At 38.7% G+C, this 17,316-nt stretch carries 19 protein-coding genes and 1 pseudogene; all 20 read right to left on the minus strand.

Annotation, left to right across the window (positions count from 1 at the left end; all coding sequences use genetic code 11):
• Positions 1-238: 238 nt before the first annotated feature.
• Positions 239-532, minus strand: a complete 294-nt coding sequence (locus EJE48_RS08315) for a hypothetical protein (protein ID WP_118582712.1) — start codon at positions 530-532, stop codon at positions 239-241.
• Positions 533-1,401: 869 nt separating this feature from the next.
• Positions 1,402-2,106 (minus strand): hypothetical protein, encoded by a 705-nt coding sequence (locus EJE48_RS08320; RefSeq protein WP_124984487.1) that lies wholly within the window; start codon positions 2,104-2,106, stop codon positions 1,402-1,404.
• 257 nt (positions 2,107-2,363) lie between these two features.
• Positions 2,364-3,620: a M56 family metallopeptidase gene (locus tag EJE48_RS08325; protein ID WP_124984488.1), complete on the minus strand. Its 1,257-nt coding sequence runs from the start codon at positions 3,618-3,620 to the stop codon at positions 2,364-2,366.
• A 24-nt stretch (positions 3,621-3,644) separates the two neighbouring features.
• Complete coding sequence (locus EJE48_RS08330; RefSeq protein ID WP_124984489.1) at positions 3,645-3,998, minus strand: BlaI/MecI/CopY family transcriptional regulator; 354 nt, start codon at positions 3,996-3,998, stop codon at positions 3,645-3,647.
• Positions 3,999-4,268: 270 nt separating this feature from the next.
• Positions 4,269-5,159 (minus strand): ATP-binding protein, encoded by an 891-nt coding sequence (locus EJE48_RS12590; protein ID WP_408608190.1) that lies wholly within the window; start codon positions 5,157-5,159, stop codon positions 4,269-4,271.
• 12 nt (positions 5,160-5,171) lie between these two features.
• Positions 5,172-5,507: pseudogene (locus EJE48_RS12595) on the minus strand (AAA family ATPase); the annotation flags it as partial.
• A 208-nt stretch (positions 5,508-5,715) separates the two neighbouring features.
• Positions 5,716-6,015, minus strand: a complete 300-nt coding sequence (locus EJE48_RS08340; RefSeq protein ID WP_124984490.1) for a hypothetical protein — start codon at positions 6,013-6,015, stop codon at positions 5,716-5,718.
• A gap of 92 nt (positions 6,016-6,107) precedes the next feature.
• Positions 6,108-7,133: a stalk domain-containing protein gene (locus EJE48_RS08345; protein WP_160117338.1), complete on the minus strand. Its 1,026-nt coding sequence runs from the start codon at positions 7,131-7,133 to the stop codon at positions 6,108-6,110.
• A 277-nt stretch (positions 7,134-7,410) separates the two neighbouring features.
• Positions 7,411-7,929, minus strand: a complete 519-nt coding sequence (locus EJE48_RS08350) for a hypothetical protein (RefSeq protein WP_118582299.1) — start codon at positions 7,927-7,929, stop codon at positions 7,411-7,413.
• Between the two features lie 9 nt (positions 7,930-7,938).
• Positions 7,939-9,093, minus strand: a complete 1,155-nt coding sequence (locus EJE48_RS08355) for an AAA family ATPase (RefSeq protein WP_118582302.1) — start codon at positions 9,091-9,093, stop codon at positions 7,939-7,941.
• A 234-nt stretch (positions 9,094-9,327) separates the two neighbouring features.
• Positions 9,328-10,236: a HEPN domain-containing protein gene (locus tag EJE48_RS08360; protein ID WP_118582305.1), complete on the minus strand. Its 909-nt coding sequence runs from the start codon at positions 10,234-10,236 to the stop codon at positions 9,328-9,330.
• Between the two features lie 220 nt (positions 10,237-10,456).
• On the minus strand, positions 10,457-10,981 hold the full coding sequence (locus EJE48_RS08365) for a hypothetical protein (protein WP_118582308.1): 525 nt from the start codon (positions 10,979-10,981) through the stop codon (positions 10,457-10,459).
• Between the two features lie 141 nt (positions 10,982-11,122).
• Complete coding sequence (locus tag EJE48_RS08370) at positions 11,123-12,190, minus strand: DUF6017 domain-containing protein (protein ID WP_118582311.1); 1,068 nt, start codon at positions 12,188-12,190, stop codon at positions 11,123-11,125.
• Positions 12,177-13,058 (minus strand): ParB/RepB/Spo0J family partition protein, encoded by an 882-nt coding sequence (locus tag EJE48_RS08375; RefSeq protein WP_118582314.1) that lies wholly within the window; start codon positions 13,056-13,058, stop codon positions 12,177-12,179. The genes EJE48_RS08370 and EJE48_RS08375 overlap by 14 nt, the downstream gene beginning before the upstream one ends.
• On the minus strand, positions 13,030-13,833 hold the full coding sequence (locus EJE48_RS08380) for a ParA family protein (RefSeq protein ID WP_118582317.1): 804 nt from the start codon (positions 13,831-13,833) through the stop codon (positions 13,030-13,032). The genes EJE48_RS08375 and EJE48_RS08380 overlap by 29 nt, the downstream gene beginning before the upstream one ends.
• Before the next feature lie 333 nt (positions 13,834-14,166).
• Positions 14,167-14,640 (minus strand): hypothetical protein, encoded by a 474-nt coding sequence (locus EJE48_RS08385; RefSeq protein WP_118582320.1) that lies wholly within the window; start codon positions 14,638-14,640, stop codon positions 14,167-14,169.
• A gap of 212 nt (positions 14,641-14,852) precedes the next feature.
• A complete protein-coding gene (locus tag EJE48_RS08390) occupies positions 14,853-15,155 on the minus strand; it encodes a MarR family winged helix-turn-helix transcriptional regulator (protein ID WP_306307901.1) in 303 nt (100 codons plus the stop codon).
• Positions 15,115-15,276, minus strand: coding sequence for a hypothetical protein (locus EJE48_RS12715; protein ID WP_306307902.1), 162 nt, complete (start codon positions 15,274-15,276; stop codon positions 15,115-15,117). Before EJE48_RS12715 ends, EJE48_RS08390 begins: the two co-directional genes overlap by 41 nt.
• Positions 15,277-15,365: 89 nt before the next feature.
• Positions 15,366-16,616 (minus strand): peptidase U32 family protein, encoded by a 1,251-nt coding sequence (locus EJE48_RS08395; protein WP_118582323.1) that lies wholly within the window; start codon positions 16,614-16,616, stop codon positions 15,366-15,368.
• The gene (locus EJE48_RS08400) at positions 16,606-17,304 is read right to left on the minus strand and encodes an O-methyltransferase (protein WP_118582326.1); all 699 of its coding nucleotides are present in this window, start codon (positions 17,302-17,304) and stop codon (positions 16,606-16,608) included. Before EJE48_RS08400 ends, EJE48_RS08395 begins: the two co-directional genes overlap by 11 nt.
• Between the last annotated feature and the right edge of the window lie 12 nt (positions 17,305-17,316).

Consider the following 17,316-nt stretch of genomic DNA (forward strand, 5'->3'; position numbering starts at 1 on the left):
GAAAATATTTTTTTCAAAGCCTAAAGGAAACCGCCACAAAAAATTGTGCTTAGCAGCCCATAAGCTAAGGAAAGGTGAGGGCCAGTCCCCCACCTTTTTTTAGCTCTAAGACCGCTCAAAATATTCTCTATAGATATTCTGATAATTATCCACATTGAGCTTTCTATTACGGATATTTTGGAAAATACACCTGTAAATAATTATTGCTACCTATACAGCCACTTTACATTTTCTCGCTTTATCTGCCATCGAGAACCTGTCTTGCCGTCTTTTCATCGAACAAATAACAGAGCTGGGCAACCACTTTTTCCCCTGCATCCTCGTCAATATCTGCATTTTTAACAGCCGTTTCGACAAACGCTTTGATAATATCGTTGAATGCGGAGCTGTCCACCATACGGCAAATATCTTCGGTATCACAGGTGGCAAGGAAGTCATAAATACGAATCTCCTTGTCTGCCGTTTCCTTGTCGATTCTTCCCTGCTTTACCATCTGTCTGTAACTGGCTGCCATTATTTCGTAACCATTCATTCTTTTGCCCTCCTATTATCGCTATTTATCGAATTTGATACTTGACTGCTCTCTTTATGTATATATTATATTGCAATAGATCCACACTCGTCAAACCATTGCTTCTGCCATTTACGGATAGGTTTAGTGTCAAGCCCCGCATCCAATCCTTGTATCTCATGCGAATATCATAAACAGTTCTTCAGATATAATCCTTACCCCTTTTATACAAAGGAATACAGCCCCAAGGCAATTTGCCCCGGAGCTGCTTGGATGAAAAATTTTATGAAAAGCAACCTTGAAAATATTATTTTCAAAGTCTGAAGGAAACTGCCACAAAAAATTGTGCTTAGCAGCCCATAAGCTATTTCTCCTTAAAAGCTGCTACGAGGAGTGCCTCTCATGTGTCATAACTATCTTGGTGGTATGTATCTCCGCACCTTTAGCAATAAAACCTGCACCCGACACAGTTCCCTCTGAGGTTATATTATCAAAAAATACCTGTTCAGGCAATTCGATACTGCTTTTTCTACATAGCACTTTTCATTAGACGACAGCAAAGCCAATAAGATATTTCCCGCTTAATGGCGGATATACTAAGGTGCAACGCTGCTTTCAAAAACAAAAGGAATGAATAATAGACCATTCTGCCAGAATCATTGCTATATAAGTATTTCTTTAGTGACACAAGAATACTGTTGCATACACCAAAGAAATAGCTATTACTCTATTAGACATATAAAATTTTTAATTATCAAAAACGGAGTGATAGGACTTACTCTTTCACTCCGTTTAATTTAGATAACCCTATAAAGCAATGGTAAAAAGCTTACGTTTTAAACTTTTCTTCAGGCTTCATAGCGCTTAAATTTTTTATATTTCTCAATTTATCATGCTCCTTCAGAAGCGTAATATTCAACATATTCCTTAACATCGTAAACTGTAAAATTTCCCGTAGCATAATAAACATATCCATTATAAGTCACAGCACTTGTTCTACGCCCATCAATAAATTTGTTAGTATAGGTTTTGGAATTATATGTGCTATTCAATGTCATCCATGTAGCAGATGTAGCGTCTACTTGATTAAATGTCCAGTATCCATAAGAGTTATCAATAATACCCTCTAAATGGCCTTTCACTGTATTATCATTTAAACCACCTTTATATTTTTTGTCAATAATACAGGATTTCATTCTTGCTTGATTACTGTTTTCCCCACACGGAAACCACTGCGCTTTTTCAAGGCTATCTCCAGTTTCTTCATATTTTTCTTTCACTTTTTGATTGTGTAAAGAAATTTTTTCTAATTCTTCTCTTAAAAATTTTTCAAATTCATCTGGGGTAAGCTGTTTATTCTCTTTTGTTTGATTATTTAACAACTGTGTAGTTTTCCCGTCAATATCATTTGGCATACCTTGTCTTATTTCAAGTCCATACTCGTTGCTTAATTCTTCAATTATTTTATCATAGTATTCCTGACTATATTCATTTTCTTTCTGAGCGGCAAATGTGCTAGTTTCTGCAGTAGCAGCATACGCAGACATCGGAACAGTCAAAATAAATGCAAACACTAAATAAACCAATCTCTTCATGATGTTACCTCCTCGTATAAAATAAATTTATGGAAAACGATAAGAATTTATTGTATACTATTATCAATCCTGTTTGAAACAGATTTTGTGTTGGTCGCACGCTTCTGCATTTTTCATTCAGGATTTTTTTATCACCTCCATTACAGATTTCTTCTTAACCTTCATAAAACCATCCCCTTCCAATTAAATATTAAATAACACTTATATTAGTGGTATTTTTCTTCAATCAAATTAAAATGAACCCAAAGCATTATGAATTATCTATATAAATATCCGCAATAATAACCCACATAAGTTCCACTGGCTGTCTTTTCTCCATACGAATAGGTTAATGTTCCTGTATATGTATACCCATCCTGCTCCATAGATACCTTCAGGCTGGCAGGAGAAGGTGTTTTAGATTTGTATTTGTAATCTTTAATATAAATAGATTTTGTAGCTCTTTGAGTACTATTCGTATTTATATATGGCTCTAATTCCTCATAGGAAAGATCCAGAGCAACAGCTTCATCACTCATCAAGCAAATTTCATCGTCAGACACCTCTATTACCTGTATTTGATCGTTATTGCTATCATTCATTGCAACAGATACTCCTGTTGTAGCAAAAGCTGTTGCAGCACTTGAAAAAATAAACAGGGATGCCAATGTCATTACCAGGGAAGTCTTTTTAAATTTCATAATCATTACAATCCTTTCTTTTAACATACTTTTTTTAATAAAATTATTTGCCAAAATCTTACTTTCGTTCTGCCAAAGTGCCATATTTACAAGCGTTCTGGCGTACATTTCTCTTTTATCCTCATGTAAGATTTGAATGACCTTTTTATCGCAAAAAATCTCTGTATCCTTATCCATATACCAATACAGCAGCCACATACATGGATTGAACCAATGTATACAAACAACAACTACCGATATAATTTTCCACAGATAGTGCATATATTTGATGTGAATACACTCATGCAATAAAATACACTGTAGAGTTTCCTTATCATTTATATTTAAATCTTTAGGCATTATAATAACCGGGTTCAGAAAGCCATAAGATACAGGCGTATCTAAAACAGCAGAAGTCTTTATTTTTATCCTTCTTACAGGAAATTTTATGCTTTCAAAAACTTCTTCCATCCCTAAGTTCTGTATCAAAGCAGAATTTTCTGCAATATCATTACAGTATTTGTGCATTTTTAAAAAATATCTTGCAAAAAATACTGAAATAAAAATTATAAGTACCGTACAAACTATTAACCCTATGGAAATTATCCACTCTGTTTGTTCTCTCTCCGAGAGTGTAAGATTTAAAATTTGCCTTACGCCACCTTCTAATGCTATTTTCGCATTGTAAATACTATAGTTAGATTTAATTGAGAATGGCACTAAGGCTCTGAGCATTGCCAACCACCATAGTCCGCAGAATAATTCTATTGGCAAAAATCTTTTAAAAAGCCCCCTTAAAATAACTGTAAACAATACAATACAACTTGCCGAAAAACTCATATATAAAAAACTCATGGCACACTTCCATTCTTCAGCACATTATTTCTTTAAATCATCTATTACCTGAAACAAGCCTTTAATCTCATCATTTGTCAAATTATCTTTATTTAAATACGCCTTAAAAAAAGCAATTTTGGAAGGATAAGATTTTTCAATCTGTTCAGAAACACTGCTCATTTGTGCTTCTTCTTTTGTGATTAAAGCCTTACAGGTAAATTTCGGTTTTTTCCTTTCAATATAGCCTTTATCAACACATTTCTGAACCACTGTATAAGCAGTTGTTCTTTTCCACCCATCTTCTTTTCCTAAAATTTCCGCAATTTGCCCAGCGGTAAGTTCTCCATGCTCCCATAGAACTTCTAAAACCTTTATTTCCGAATCATAAAACCTCATATAACCAACTCTTTTCCATAAACTTTTTCTCTTTCTTCTCTCTAAAATATCTCTAAATACAGCCCATAAAACTGTCTATTGGTGTAGTCAGATTATATCATTGACTATTGTTATAGTCAATATGGCATATTGCTATATCACCTTTTGTTACATTTTGCCAAAAAATGGCACAAAAAAACGGTTAATTTATAATCAACCGTTTTCTTACTAAGCTATAATTCTTTTCTTGCATCTGTCGCAAAACCACTTCTATATTCACTCCAAATCTATCTACCCCCCTAAAAGCTCCTTGGTCTTTCCGACTAGATATAATGGAATATTGGTAATATTACCGTCCTTTCTATATCCCATTTTTGAAAATCTGACTGCATATTGGGGGTGATTGTCTGCAACATATTTTTTGAAGGTCGGTGCCGATTTATCCTCACCGCCTTTTGTTTCAACAGGAATAATATCCATACCGTACTGTAGCACAAAATCAATTTCCCCATTTCTGCTTGAAAAGTATCTCGGCATTACATCAAACTGCCCCCTAAGCTGCTGCAAAACATAATTTTCCGTCAGCTGGCCTTTGAACTGATAGGTTGACTTTAACAGGATTGCACTGTTATCAATGCCCGCCATCTGCTTTAACAATCCGGTATCAAATAAAAATAATTTAAATTGGTCTAACTTATCAAAGGCAGAGAGCGGATGCTCCAGCTTAGAAACATTATATATCCGGTTTAGCATACCTGCAGAAACAAGCCATTCTATTGCTTCTTCAAAATCTCTGGCTCTTGCCCCTTCTTTCACTGCTCCATACATGAATTTTTCATTTGACTTTGCAAGCTGCGTTACAATACTGCGAAAAACCATAAGGATTCGTCCGCTATTCACCTTACCATTGTGTTTAGAAAAATCGTTTTCGTATACCTCGATCAGTTCACGTTGAATTTGAGCAATTTTAGCCGGGTCTTTATGCTTTAACCAAGAAGAAACACATTCAGGCATTCCCCCTATAATAAGATAATTGTTATAAGCTTCCAACAGTCTATTATGAAAGATTTCTTCTATCTGCTGTTCCTTATGGATATCCTCATAATAAGCAAATAAGGGTGCATCTGTTGCCTCCAAGAACTCCTCAAATGTCAAAGGAAAAATATCTAATAAATTTACCATTCCAACCGGATACGATTTCGGCTTTGCAAGAAGCGTTCCAAGGAGGCTCCCAGCAGCAATAACATGGTACTCATTTGCCTTTTCTTTAAAGTATTTCAGCGCATTTAATGCCTCCGGGCATTCCTGCACCTCATCAAATATAATCAGAGTGTCTTCCGGATATATTTTCTCCCCGGCAATCATTGAAAGCAGCTCGATAATACGCTGCGGATTTTTATTGGTTTCAAAAATTGATTTTAACTCATCTTCTTCATCAAAGTTGAACTATACAAAGCTCTTATAATAGTTTTTACCAAACTCTTTCATCAACCAAGTTTTCCCAACCCGCCTGGCTCCCTTTAAAACCATTGGCTTACGCTCATCGCTCGATTTTCATGCCACTAATTTCCACATAGCTGTTCTTTTCAAAGTATCCCCTCCTTTTTGCTAAGTCTAGCATAACACATTTTTTTCAATGATTTTAATTGTATTTATCACATTTTTTTCGCTATTTATAAGTATAAAAAACACATTTTTCCAACTTTTTCATATCGTAAATATACATTTTATTTGTATACTAATTTACTGTTCCATTAACGTCATACTTTCCAGCAGCAATCTCTCCGGGACCGGCAAGCTTTGGATCAACACAAAAAGCCGGATGTTTTGTCCCATCCTCGTCATACCACCAAGCAGACGAATGAAGAACATTCTTCCCATCGTACTGGATATCGTTGATGTCTTTTCCCTTTACTACTGTGATTTTTCTCGTTACACTACCTTCGCCTGCTGCTTGTGCAGTAAGTGGTGACTGAATAAAAGGCAGTGCAACTACCAGAGCAAGCAAAAGTGCAAGAAATCTTTTCTTTTTTTGCATACTTCTTCACCCTTTCTTTTTTTGCAAATAGAAAAGAGATACGATTTTTCGTATCTCTTTCTTTTAGCTATTAAATTCAGTTTTAAAATAACTTAGTCGGAAAACATAATAACCCAATGAGAACCTTCATGGCCTACGCCTGCATATTTCCATTTTGTATTTAACATATTTTCCTTATGCCCTTTAGTAGAATTCATCCATCCATTAACTGCTGTTTCTGGACTATACCAACTACTAATATTTTCAGAAATTGACTTTGTTTCATAAGAATTATCTACTTCATATACGACTGTTCTAAAATCTTTTCCGTTCGGTCTTGTATGCCCCCATGCTTGTGTAATTTCTTTTGCTCTAATTTGTGCTGCCTTTGCTAATGTAGAATCTAATGCAAGAGAAGAAACACTAACTTTTTCACGTTCCTCGTTAACCAAACGAATTACTTCGTCGGCATAGTTGCTTTCATCCATCTGAGTGGTTTCTTGTTGTTTTTCTTTATCTTTCAAATTTACTTCTTCCGATTCAGTTTGCAATCTTTTTGTATCACCTTCTCGGATATTAGCATATTCCAGCACATCACTGTATTTCGGGAACTGTTCTACAGGCTTTGTTGTAATTTGAACAGTTTGCGATGCACTATCCCATTTAATATCAGAATAAGTGCATTCAGCAATATCTCTGATACCAAGTAAGGTTCTGCCGTTAATTGTAGCAATCGGAACTGTCACAGGAGCTTCTTTGGTTTGATAGGGAGTTTTTCCATCAATACGGCTGCTTCTGGTTTGATGCTCAATATTGATATTGGTTTGATAGCCTGCCCAATAAGTATCAGATTTTTTAACGATATTTTTTAAGACAATATCGTGTTCCTGCTGAAACTGTCCATCTACTACTGTATTACCGTAATAAGTGAACCATTCAACATCCCAGCCCATTTTTTCTGCCACTGCTCTTACCGGAACCATAACACGCCCATTGATATTCACAGGCTGCTGATCACCAAAACTTACTTTTTGGCCATCTACCGTTACAGTGATGTTATCAGCTGCAAAAGCTGTCGGAACAGCACCGAATACCATTGCCGTTGTCAGCAGTGCAGTCACCATTCTTTTCTTCTTCATAGTATCTCCTCCTTGATTTTTTTCAAAGAACCGGTTGATTTCATTTAACCGTATTTTACCATAGCAGAAATACGATTTCATCAAATCGAACACCCCAATTTTTAAAAACCGGAAAATTTATTTCTTTTCCCTATCGTTCTTTTTCATTTTAATCTCTTGATACAAAAAAGAGCAACTGTAGCATCCGCTCTTCTTGTGTTTCCTATTGTATTTCACTATTCCCACTTTGGGACACCGTGTCCCGAAGTACAACTTCTTCTTTTATCAACAAATTCCTCTATCGTAACAAGTCCAACAATGTATATTCCCCTTTTGGCACTTTTGAAATCTCATGATGTTTTTTTATAGCAGCTACAAGCACCATCGGATCAGCAAAGTAGCTTTTGACAAATCTATACGTTTTTACATCTGCCATCCTTAGATCCTCTTTACAGAAATCACTGGGCTTTTTCCGTGATTTCTTATATTCCTTATACTTATTCTCATTATGGATGATCAACATCTCTATTTCTGGAGCAGTTACTACATTTATAACGTCCACTTTGCCAGCATAGGCCTTACTGAGTTTAAAATTTTCGCCTCTTGAATCAAGGATTCTAATAACAGAAATTTTGTCCTTAAATCCCTTTCTCAAATATTTTTCTTCAAATTTTTTGGCTTCTCGACAACGGATTACTTCTTCCTCAATCATCTCTTCTCTATTAAAAATCAAAAGGTTATAATCCAGAAGTATGTCCATGATAGCATTTTCAGCCGAACCTTCACAAATACACGCCTTATAATTTGCTAATTCCATATGCACCTCCTACATAAGTGCTAAGGCAATGCTCTTCTTTAACCGCATATAAGCCTCATATGTCGGAGTTGTTCCCTCAAGGAAACCGCTCTGGTATGCATCACTTTTCTTAATATCGTTTCTTTTCAATATATTTGATAGATTCTCCACCGTAATACCATTACGATTTCTAGTGATAAAAATGCTGTCGTTGCGATCATATTCATCCAGTAACTCTGGATAATGTGTAGAGAAAATAAGTGTGCCACCATTTTTATTCAGTTTACTATCCATGAAGAACCGAATCAATGTTATTACAATTTCTTTATTAAAGTGATTCTCCACTTCATCTATAACCATATACCCGCCGCTTTGTAAGACTTCCTGTGCCAAGGTAAATGTAATCATTCCTTTTACTGTACCGGATGAAAGATAATTATTCAATTCTACCGGATTATTAAGAAGAATTTCCTCCTTATCCTTGAACTTCAAATGGATTAATGTTTTATTTTCATTTTCATCAAAGTGCAGCTTCTCAATCGTCGGATCTAAGAACATAATAACTTCTGACGGAATTTCTTCTGAGAATGTAAGAACATTTTCATTCGTATATTTCAAGAGATTAACAATACACACATGCTCTTTCGCCTTCTTATTTCTGGCAATCATAATACTTACATCATCTGGCAAAAAGTCCTCCTGACTACTTCTAACCATTGCAGGCTCTTTACCTTCAAAAATGAGCATCCCCTTACGGGTAGTCACCTCATCTACGTCTTTTATCCATAAAGATTCTGAAAGGATACTGTAACTCGTTCCTTCCGGCTTGCTTTTTCGGGAAGTAATTATCGTTTCCAATCGGCAGATTTCATTCAACTTTCCAGAAAAGAAATACATATTCAATTTGACCTCTTTTGCATCACCCAATATATCTCTAGTCTCTATATGGTTTATTGGCTCATTATTGATTATATCTAAAGCAAGCAAAATAACCTTCAAAACAGATGTCTTTCCGGATGCATTGATACCTATAAACCCCGTTGCAGAATTCATATAAATATTTGAAAATAATGGATACAAAATATTCTTTTGTTCTTCAGCGACCCTCTGCTGTGCATAAAAAGATAAATCCAGTTTTTCCTTGAATAATGGTAGCCCTTCCGCTGTAATACGAAGAAGTTTCATAGTTACCTCCTGACTTATAAACAGATTTTCCGTTTTTAATCTATATCTATAAGTAGTTTATCACTTAATATAAAATTTATCAACGTATTTTTCGTTTTTATTTTTACATGTTTATCCTATAAATACACAAAAAGCTCCAACATATTCCGAATTCCAAGGGAACAGGTTGAATCTTTATCTTTTCTTTTTGTTGAAGTGCAGTCTAGTAAATAGTTTCTAATCTACCCTCCAATTTTAATATATTAAGTTCGGAAACTGACTTTCAAATTTCTTTATTTCTTTTTTAATTACAACATCCAGTTTATCTTTAGGAAACCCCATCTCCAACCAGATTATATAACGAAACATCCACTCAAGTTTAATTGCATAAAAACCGCATTGTGCTCCGTCAAGCACCCCGTTCTGTTTAGCATTAACATGAAAAACTTTATTTCTTGTTTTTACAATTTTCTGAATCAGAGTCTTTCTTCTTCGATATTCCCTAGAAAAAATCGTTTTTCCATATGTTTCTATAAGAGCCGTCATATAACATGCAAAGGACTTTTTACCACGAATTGACAATTCGAATTTCTCTTTACAATTCTCGCACTGCACTGTTCTGGTTGTATTATTCTCTGATTTTACTATGATTTTCTTCTCTTTCTCTAACCTTTTTCCAAAAGCTTCAAAACACTCTGCCAGCATGGAAATTCGCACATCCGCTGTTAATCCATTCAAACAATTAGCAAATAATGCTACCTGGTTAATTATTCCCAATGAAGATTGTAATTTAAGCCACTTTAAAAAATATCGCTTATATTCTTTATCTGTCAGTTCCAAAGGAATTTTATGCTTATACTTTTCACTGAAAAAATAAGGAAGTTCAACATCCGTAATGGAATTTGTAACATCAATACCGTCTGTCTTACATTTTTTCATACAATAAAAAGCACCATCTACCAAATATTCATATCTTCTTATATCTCCAAGATAATGATATATTTTTTCAAAAGTAGTTGGAGTATCAACTGATATACTTATTTTTTTCTCATTACCAATTACAGCAATTTCTATCGCATAAGTAACATGGTCTTTTTTAAATGAGAAACAACTTTTTTCAAAACATATTTGTGTACTATTAATGCCTCTCCATTCTAACGACAAATGCCTCTATGTCTTTAATTGGTCATATGTAGTATTTTCAGTCATCCAATAGCTTCCTCCTTTCTGCAATCTTCTTTTAATATACCACAGCAACCCTTGCTTTACTACATAAGAAAACGCTTCTTAATCACAGTTCATCATTTCAACTTTTCTATATTTAATATCACACGGGGCATCCTCTAAATCGTAATCTCCTTATCCACAGCTTTTAAAATCCCCCTCACAGCCTCCCTAAAAGCAGCTGCTCTGTATACAGTAATTCCAACGCCGCATCACAACAGTTCGTTCTGAACCCCCAAAGCAAATCACCCATTCTTCTTATACTCTCGTTTTTTCTACGATAATATGTACTCCTTGAAAAATCCCGGAACATTTCAGACAGCTTCTCCACGATTTCATCAACACCACCAAATTCCTGCGAAGATAAATAGGTATAGTACAATACCCAATAGCACTCCTCGCCGTTCCGATATTTCTCCCGCAGCAACGCAACTGCACCATCTATAATTCGGAGCATATTTCTGCTTTTATTGATGCTTCTGATTCTGGCTGCAACATCAGATGCAGGAAGATCAAGACCTGCTTCATACGATAATTCTAGAAACTCCTCGATTGTGTTTCCAAACTCTGCCTGAAAATTTACATTTGTCTGAAATACAGAGACTTCCAGACTCCATACCACATCCCTGTAATGCTCCAGCAACAACTGCGTATTATGAAAAATTGCTTTATCATCCTTTTTCATTTTATCCCTCCTGATACGAAAAAAGAGCAGATAAAATATCTACTCTTCGTCTCACGAACCATATTCTGCTTTTCTTTCTCACTTTGGGACACCGTGTCCCGAAGTCCTTCTCCTTCCACCTTGGGACACCGTGTCCCGAAGTTACTCTTCCATAACCATATCGTGCTGCACCGCCATCGTATAATATGTATCCATCGTAGCCGTTGCATTAAACAGACTTGTCAAAATATATGCCTTAATATTTCCAATCTTGCTCGTAGTCTGCTCCAAACAATGCAATACATATTCCACATGGTTCGGTCCGATACACAGAAACCGATTTTTTACTAACTGGTACGGATACTCTGCTCCGCCAATCCTTAAAAACTTCCTGTTGATTGTCAACACCTCTACCATCAGCTCAACCATCTCATCCAGCATCTGCCTTTGCATGATGGGCAGATTGCTGTACAGCGTTTCATAGCTGATATTCTCTTTCACAATCCTGCGATACACCTCTGTCACATCCATCGCATCCTTCTCCTTTGTCGGATAGATTGGATAGATAGAATCCTCAGTCTTATTCCTTTCAGTCTTATTCTTCTCAGTATTATTTGTTGGTGCTTCATTGCCACTCTTGGACAGTATTTCTGTGCTATTCTGGATATGCAGATTTTTACCACTCTGCAATGGCAAATCCGCACCACCTTGGAGTTTCTCTCTATTACCTCTCTGCATTGGTATAGCTTTACCTGTTTGGAAAGAATCCTCTGCACCTGTTATCAGTGGCATTTCCTTGCCACTCTGCAATGGCAAAACTTCTCCCTGCTCCTGCTTCTCCTCTTTCTGCGAAATATCCGCCTGCACTGCAATAAAATTTTTCAGATAAATCAAGTCCGGTCTGCCTAAGCCCTGTCTTTTCCTCTCAATTAGACCAATCCCCGATTTTGAATCCAGTTCCGCCATCAGCGAGCCTGCCTTCCTCTGGCAGCATTCAAATTCCTTCATAACCTCTTTTAGGGTAAAAATGATATATACTCTGTTATTCTGATCCATCCATTTATTTTCTCTGGATAATGACATTCTGTCCAGCATAATGCCATACAGAATTTTGGCATCACTGGAAATTTTCTTAAACCGTGCATCTCGAATCAGAATTTTCGGCAGCCGAAAGAAGCTGAACTGTTCTGCTTGAGAACCGTAAAAATAATCAAATTTAAAATTCTGCATATCCTTCCTCCTGCCTCCATTTCTCTAACAGTTCTAGGATTTTTCTTTCTATTTCTTCCGCAGAGGATTCCTCCGAAAAATATTTCCGAATATTCTTTACGGGTATGGATGTCGCTCTGCTTTTCAGTTTTCTGCCTAACAGGACTTCTTCTATCCCTTCGATAGATACTGCTCCGCTCATCTGTTTCAGCTTTTCTGCCATATCAATATTCGGATAAACCTTATGCTCCAGAATCGCCTCCAGTAAAATATTCTGCTCTGTCTCAGTCAGAAAGGAAAGCTTCTCTGCCGCTCGGAAGGCAATCTTCTTTTGATCTACCAAGTCAAGCAAATCCTCCTGCAAATAGGTTAATCTGATGTAGCGTTTGATTTGTCGTCCACTCTTATTATTTTCCTTTCCCAGCTGTTCTGCACTGTTTTCCGAAAATTTCTTTCCCTGATGCTTCAGCGCCTCATATTTTATTCTGTAAGCCCAAGCCTTCTCACTATAAAGCAGTTCTTCTCTCTGGTTATTGGAATCCACCATCAGAATTGCAGACTCATCATCCGTCAATTCTCGGATGATAACAGGTATTTCTTCCAGCCCTGCCTTCTCACAGGCTCTTTTTCTTCTGTGCCCGGATACAATTTCATAGCCCCCTAAGGTGCGAGGCCGAACCAATGCCGGTTCTAAAATACCATTTGTCCGAATACTCTCGACCAATTCGTCCATTTTCGCATCATCAAGCACACGAAATGGGTGCTGTGCGTATGGATAAAGACTCTCCAAAGGAATCATTGTTGTTACATGCTGCTTCGATTCATTCGGAATACCGAACAGGTTATCAATACTTTCAAATTTAATCTCCTTCGCCGTTCCCTCTCTCATCCTCAAGCACCTCCTTCGTCAATGCCTTATACGCCTGTCCAACCGAACCATTGGGATCATATTGAAAAATGCTTACGCCCTTCGCTGTTGTTTCTGCAGCACGAACAGAGAGGGGAATTTTATTTACAAAAACATTCAGCATTGTTCCATAATTCTCCTCCAGAAGCTCTGCAATATCTCTGGCATTTTTCGTCCTTCTATCGAACATTGTCACCAGTACCCCCTCTATCTCCAAACGAGGATTTAACTGGCGTTTCACCTGTACGATTGTTTTCATCAGCTGCTGAAGCCCTTTGATTGGCAAGTATGCTGCCTGCACAGGTATCAGCACGCTATCTGCACACGCCAATACGTTAATTGTAAGCATCCCAAGCGAAGGCATCCCATCAATCAAAATATAATCATAATGCTGCTTTATGCTCTCGATATAGCGTTTCAGAATCAATTCTCTGCTCATGACATTGACTAACGAAATCTCCATTGCAGATAAATCTATATTGGAAGGCAACACGTCCACTCCCTCGCTATGACGAAGAATTGCATAGTCCTTGTCCATTTCAACCTCATTGATGGTATTCATCATAACAGTTGCAAGCGTATGGTTGATTTCATCCGGATTGATGAATCCTAAACTCGCTGTTAAATCTCCCTGCGGGTCTGCGTCAATCAGCAATACCTTTTTTCCGCGCCTTGCTAAACCAATCCCTAAATTCCCACAGGTTGTTGTTTTGCCAACGCCGCCCTTTTGGTTTACTACTGCAATTACTTTACACATTTCCTCCACTCCTTTTTATCATAAAAACAGTGCCTATTCAGACAATACCTCTTTACAGTTTTCTGATGACCGGTCGCTTCAAACTGTCTAAATTTTCTGTTTTACACTGCTATTTACAATAGGCGCGGCGCTATGTCTCCCGTATTGAAAAAAAGGCACTCAAAAAGCTGCGTGCCGCTTTTCAGTAAGAATCAGGGCTTTGCCCTGCTACATATCCCATTCCTATCCACTTTTTTGCAACCAAAAAAGCAGCTCCCCTTCAGAAACTGCTTTTCCGTTTATTCATTATTTTATTATTTTATTTTCAGAAACCATTTCCGCTATTATGTAGTTTTATATCAGCAAAAACGATTCCTCCTCAAATTGCTTCAGATGAAATATTACACACCACTCCACATCATCCGTCACGGGTTCAAAGTGCAGAGAAGAATAAATCGTATGCAACTCCTTCTCTGCGTCATCCGTTTCACAAACCACAGTCCCAAAGTAAACCATACCATTTTGCGCTTCCGGTGCGAAAGGCTCTGTATTTCGGGCAATTTTTATCGGCTTATCACTTTCTGCGCAATCATAGATGGAAATATCCTTCCCCTGTTCAGGAAAAACGGTGTAGCACATGGCGGTAAGATGCATCGGGTACAGCCATTGTTCTGAACCAGGCAACTCCTGCTCCATCGTCTGTGGCTCCAACGCCTGCACCGTCAAGGTATATTCTGTTCCGTTCATCGGATGAACAAAGGAAAACGAATCTCCCGGCGCATGCAGCTTAAAATGCGGTCCCGGCACATCGCATGCCTGCTGCTCCATCGTAAGGGAAAGCGTTTTTATTTCGGTCTCATTTGCCCACGGAAATGCATACCTGTAACTACCTTATCCATCCAATCCCTCCTTCGCAGCATCCGCTTCTTCTTATGGATAGTGTAACAGAAGTTCAACCGCTTATCAACGCAAAGAAGCCTCTCCTTTTCGCAATCAAAAAAGCAGCTCCCCTTCAGAAACTGCTTTTCCCTGCTTTTCTCTTATTTAAAATGGCTGCCGTCTGCGATAATACGCAGTGCGTTTTTCAATGCGGTCACTTCTTCTTCCGTAAAGCATTTCAAAACTTCTTCGTTTACTTCATCAATGATTTCCGTAATCGGCTCCTGCAGCTGCTTCCCCTTTTCTGTCGGCACAACGCGAACCTCTCGTCTGTCCTCCCGATTGATGACACGGTCAATCAGACCTTTTTTCTGCATACGATCCAACACACCGGAAATCGTCGAGGTTTCCAGACAGAGAATCTCAGAAATCTGCTTCGGCGTTGCAAATTCTCTCTGCCACAAACAGCTTAACACCATACTGGGAAGGTGTCAGGTCATATTCCGAAAGCTTGCCGCTGAGAAACTGAAAAACCGTATGCTGTGAAGTTGTTAATAAGTAATTGATACATTGTGTAAGTTCCATAAAATTTACCGTTCTTTCCTTTAGAATACTAATTATTATGGTAGCTTTTTTTCGACAAAAAATCAAGAGTTATTTTGCATCCAAACGAATTATTTTACATCAGTGGGACGCTTGCGCAGCATATCAAATTTTTTCACAGGCTTTTCAAATTTCACCTGCAAAAGCTCCTGCGGATGCGGCGCGGATGCAACGGTCTCTCCATTCTGATTGCGGATTTCCGTTACCTTCATGGCATAGGAATCCCCCTGTGCGGGCATGACCTCAATTTCCTCGCCGACAGAAAATTTATTTCTCTGCTCCACCCATGCGAAGCCGGTTTCCTCGTTCCAATCCTCCTGCACCATGCCGATAAAATCGTACTCGCGGATATAGGAATTATTAGTGTAAACCTGCTGATTGCCGTCAGGCTTGCCATAATAGAAGGCTGTGGTGTAATCTCTGTGGCTCGCCTTGGAAACCTCTGCCAGATAATACGGCAGACGCTTTTCATAGAGCTTCGGGTCAGCGAAATAATCATCGATCGCCTGTCTGTATGCCTTCACCACCGTGCCGACATAAAACGGCGTTTTCATGCGCCCTTCGATTTTCAGGCTGTAAATCCCTGCCTTTGCAATATCGGGGATATGCTCAATCATACAGAGATCCTTAGAATTATAAATATACGTTCCTCTTTCGTTTTCCTCAATCGGCATATATTCGCCCGGTCTGGTTTCCTCCACCAGATGATATTTCCAACGACAGGGATGCGCGCACGCCCCCTTATTCGCATCTCTGCCTGCAAGGTAATTGCTCAGCAGGCATCTGCCGGAATAGGAAATGCACATTGCGCCATGCACAAAGGCTTCAATTTCCATATCCTCAGGAATGCTGTCGCGAATCTGGCGGATTTCCTTCATGGAAAGCTCACGCGCCACTACAACACGCTGTGCGCCCAGCTTATACCACATCTGTGCGGATTTATAGTTCGTGTTGTTCGCCTGCGTGGAAACATGAATCTCCATATTGGGAACGGCTTCCTTTGCAACAGAAAATACACCCAGATCGGAAATAATCAGCGCATCTACGCCAATGGCTTCCACCGCCTTGAAATAGTCCGCCATCCCTTCAAAATCGGGGTTATGTGCGAAAATATTTGCTGTTACATAAACCTTTACGCCATGGTCATGGGCAAATTTTACCCCCTCCGCCATGGTATCTATATCAAAATTTTTTGCCTTGGCACGCAGACCATACGCTTCGCCGCCGATATAAACGGCATCCGCACCATAAAGTACAGCAATTTTCAGTTTTTCTAAATCGCCCGCAGGTGCCAATAGCTCCAGTTTCTTTTTATTCTGCATTTTTGGTTTCTCCTTCTGTTTTGGTTTCGGGGATAATTTCCTTTTTCTTATAGCACAGCGCTACCCCGTCCCCGATGGGGATGATAGAGGTTTCCAGTGCATCATGATGGGTAATCTCCCAGAGGAAATTCCGCAGACGCTTATGAATGGTACGCTGTCTGCGCGGCACGCTAAAGCGCGTCTGTGCAATCGTGCCGCCCTGCAGCACGTCATCCACAATCAGAAGACCGCCCACAGGCAGAAGCCGCAGGCAGTGCGGCAGGAACGCCTGATACTGCCCCTTCGCCGCATCCATGAAAATCACATCGTAGGGGCCTTCCAGTGTCTGCAGAATATCCGCCGCATCCCCCTCCAGAATTTTGATTTTATCCTCCAGACCCATGCGCTTAATGTTCACACGGGCATCCTTCAGCATCACCTCATAGCGGTCAATCGTGGTAACGGTACCCTCCTCAGGCAGATAGCGGCACATCAGCCCTGCGGAAAAGGCTACAGCTGTGCCGATTTCCAGAATATTTTTCGGCTTCTGCATCGTCAGAAGCACACTTAAAAGCCGCGCCACCTCGGGCGGCACGATTGGTACCTCTGCCGCAATCGCTTCCTTCTGAATCTCGCCCAGAACGCCGTCATACATCGGCTGTACGCTGCGCAGATAGGCGTTCATCGTATCATCGGTTACATAATTCATTTTTCATCTCTC

This window comes from Anaerotignum faecicola (assembly GCF_003865035.1).
Taxonomy (GTDB): domain Bacteria; phylum Bacillota; class Clostridia; order Lachnospirales; family Anaerotignaceae; genus Anaerotignum_A; species Anaerotignum_A faecicola.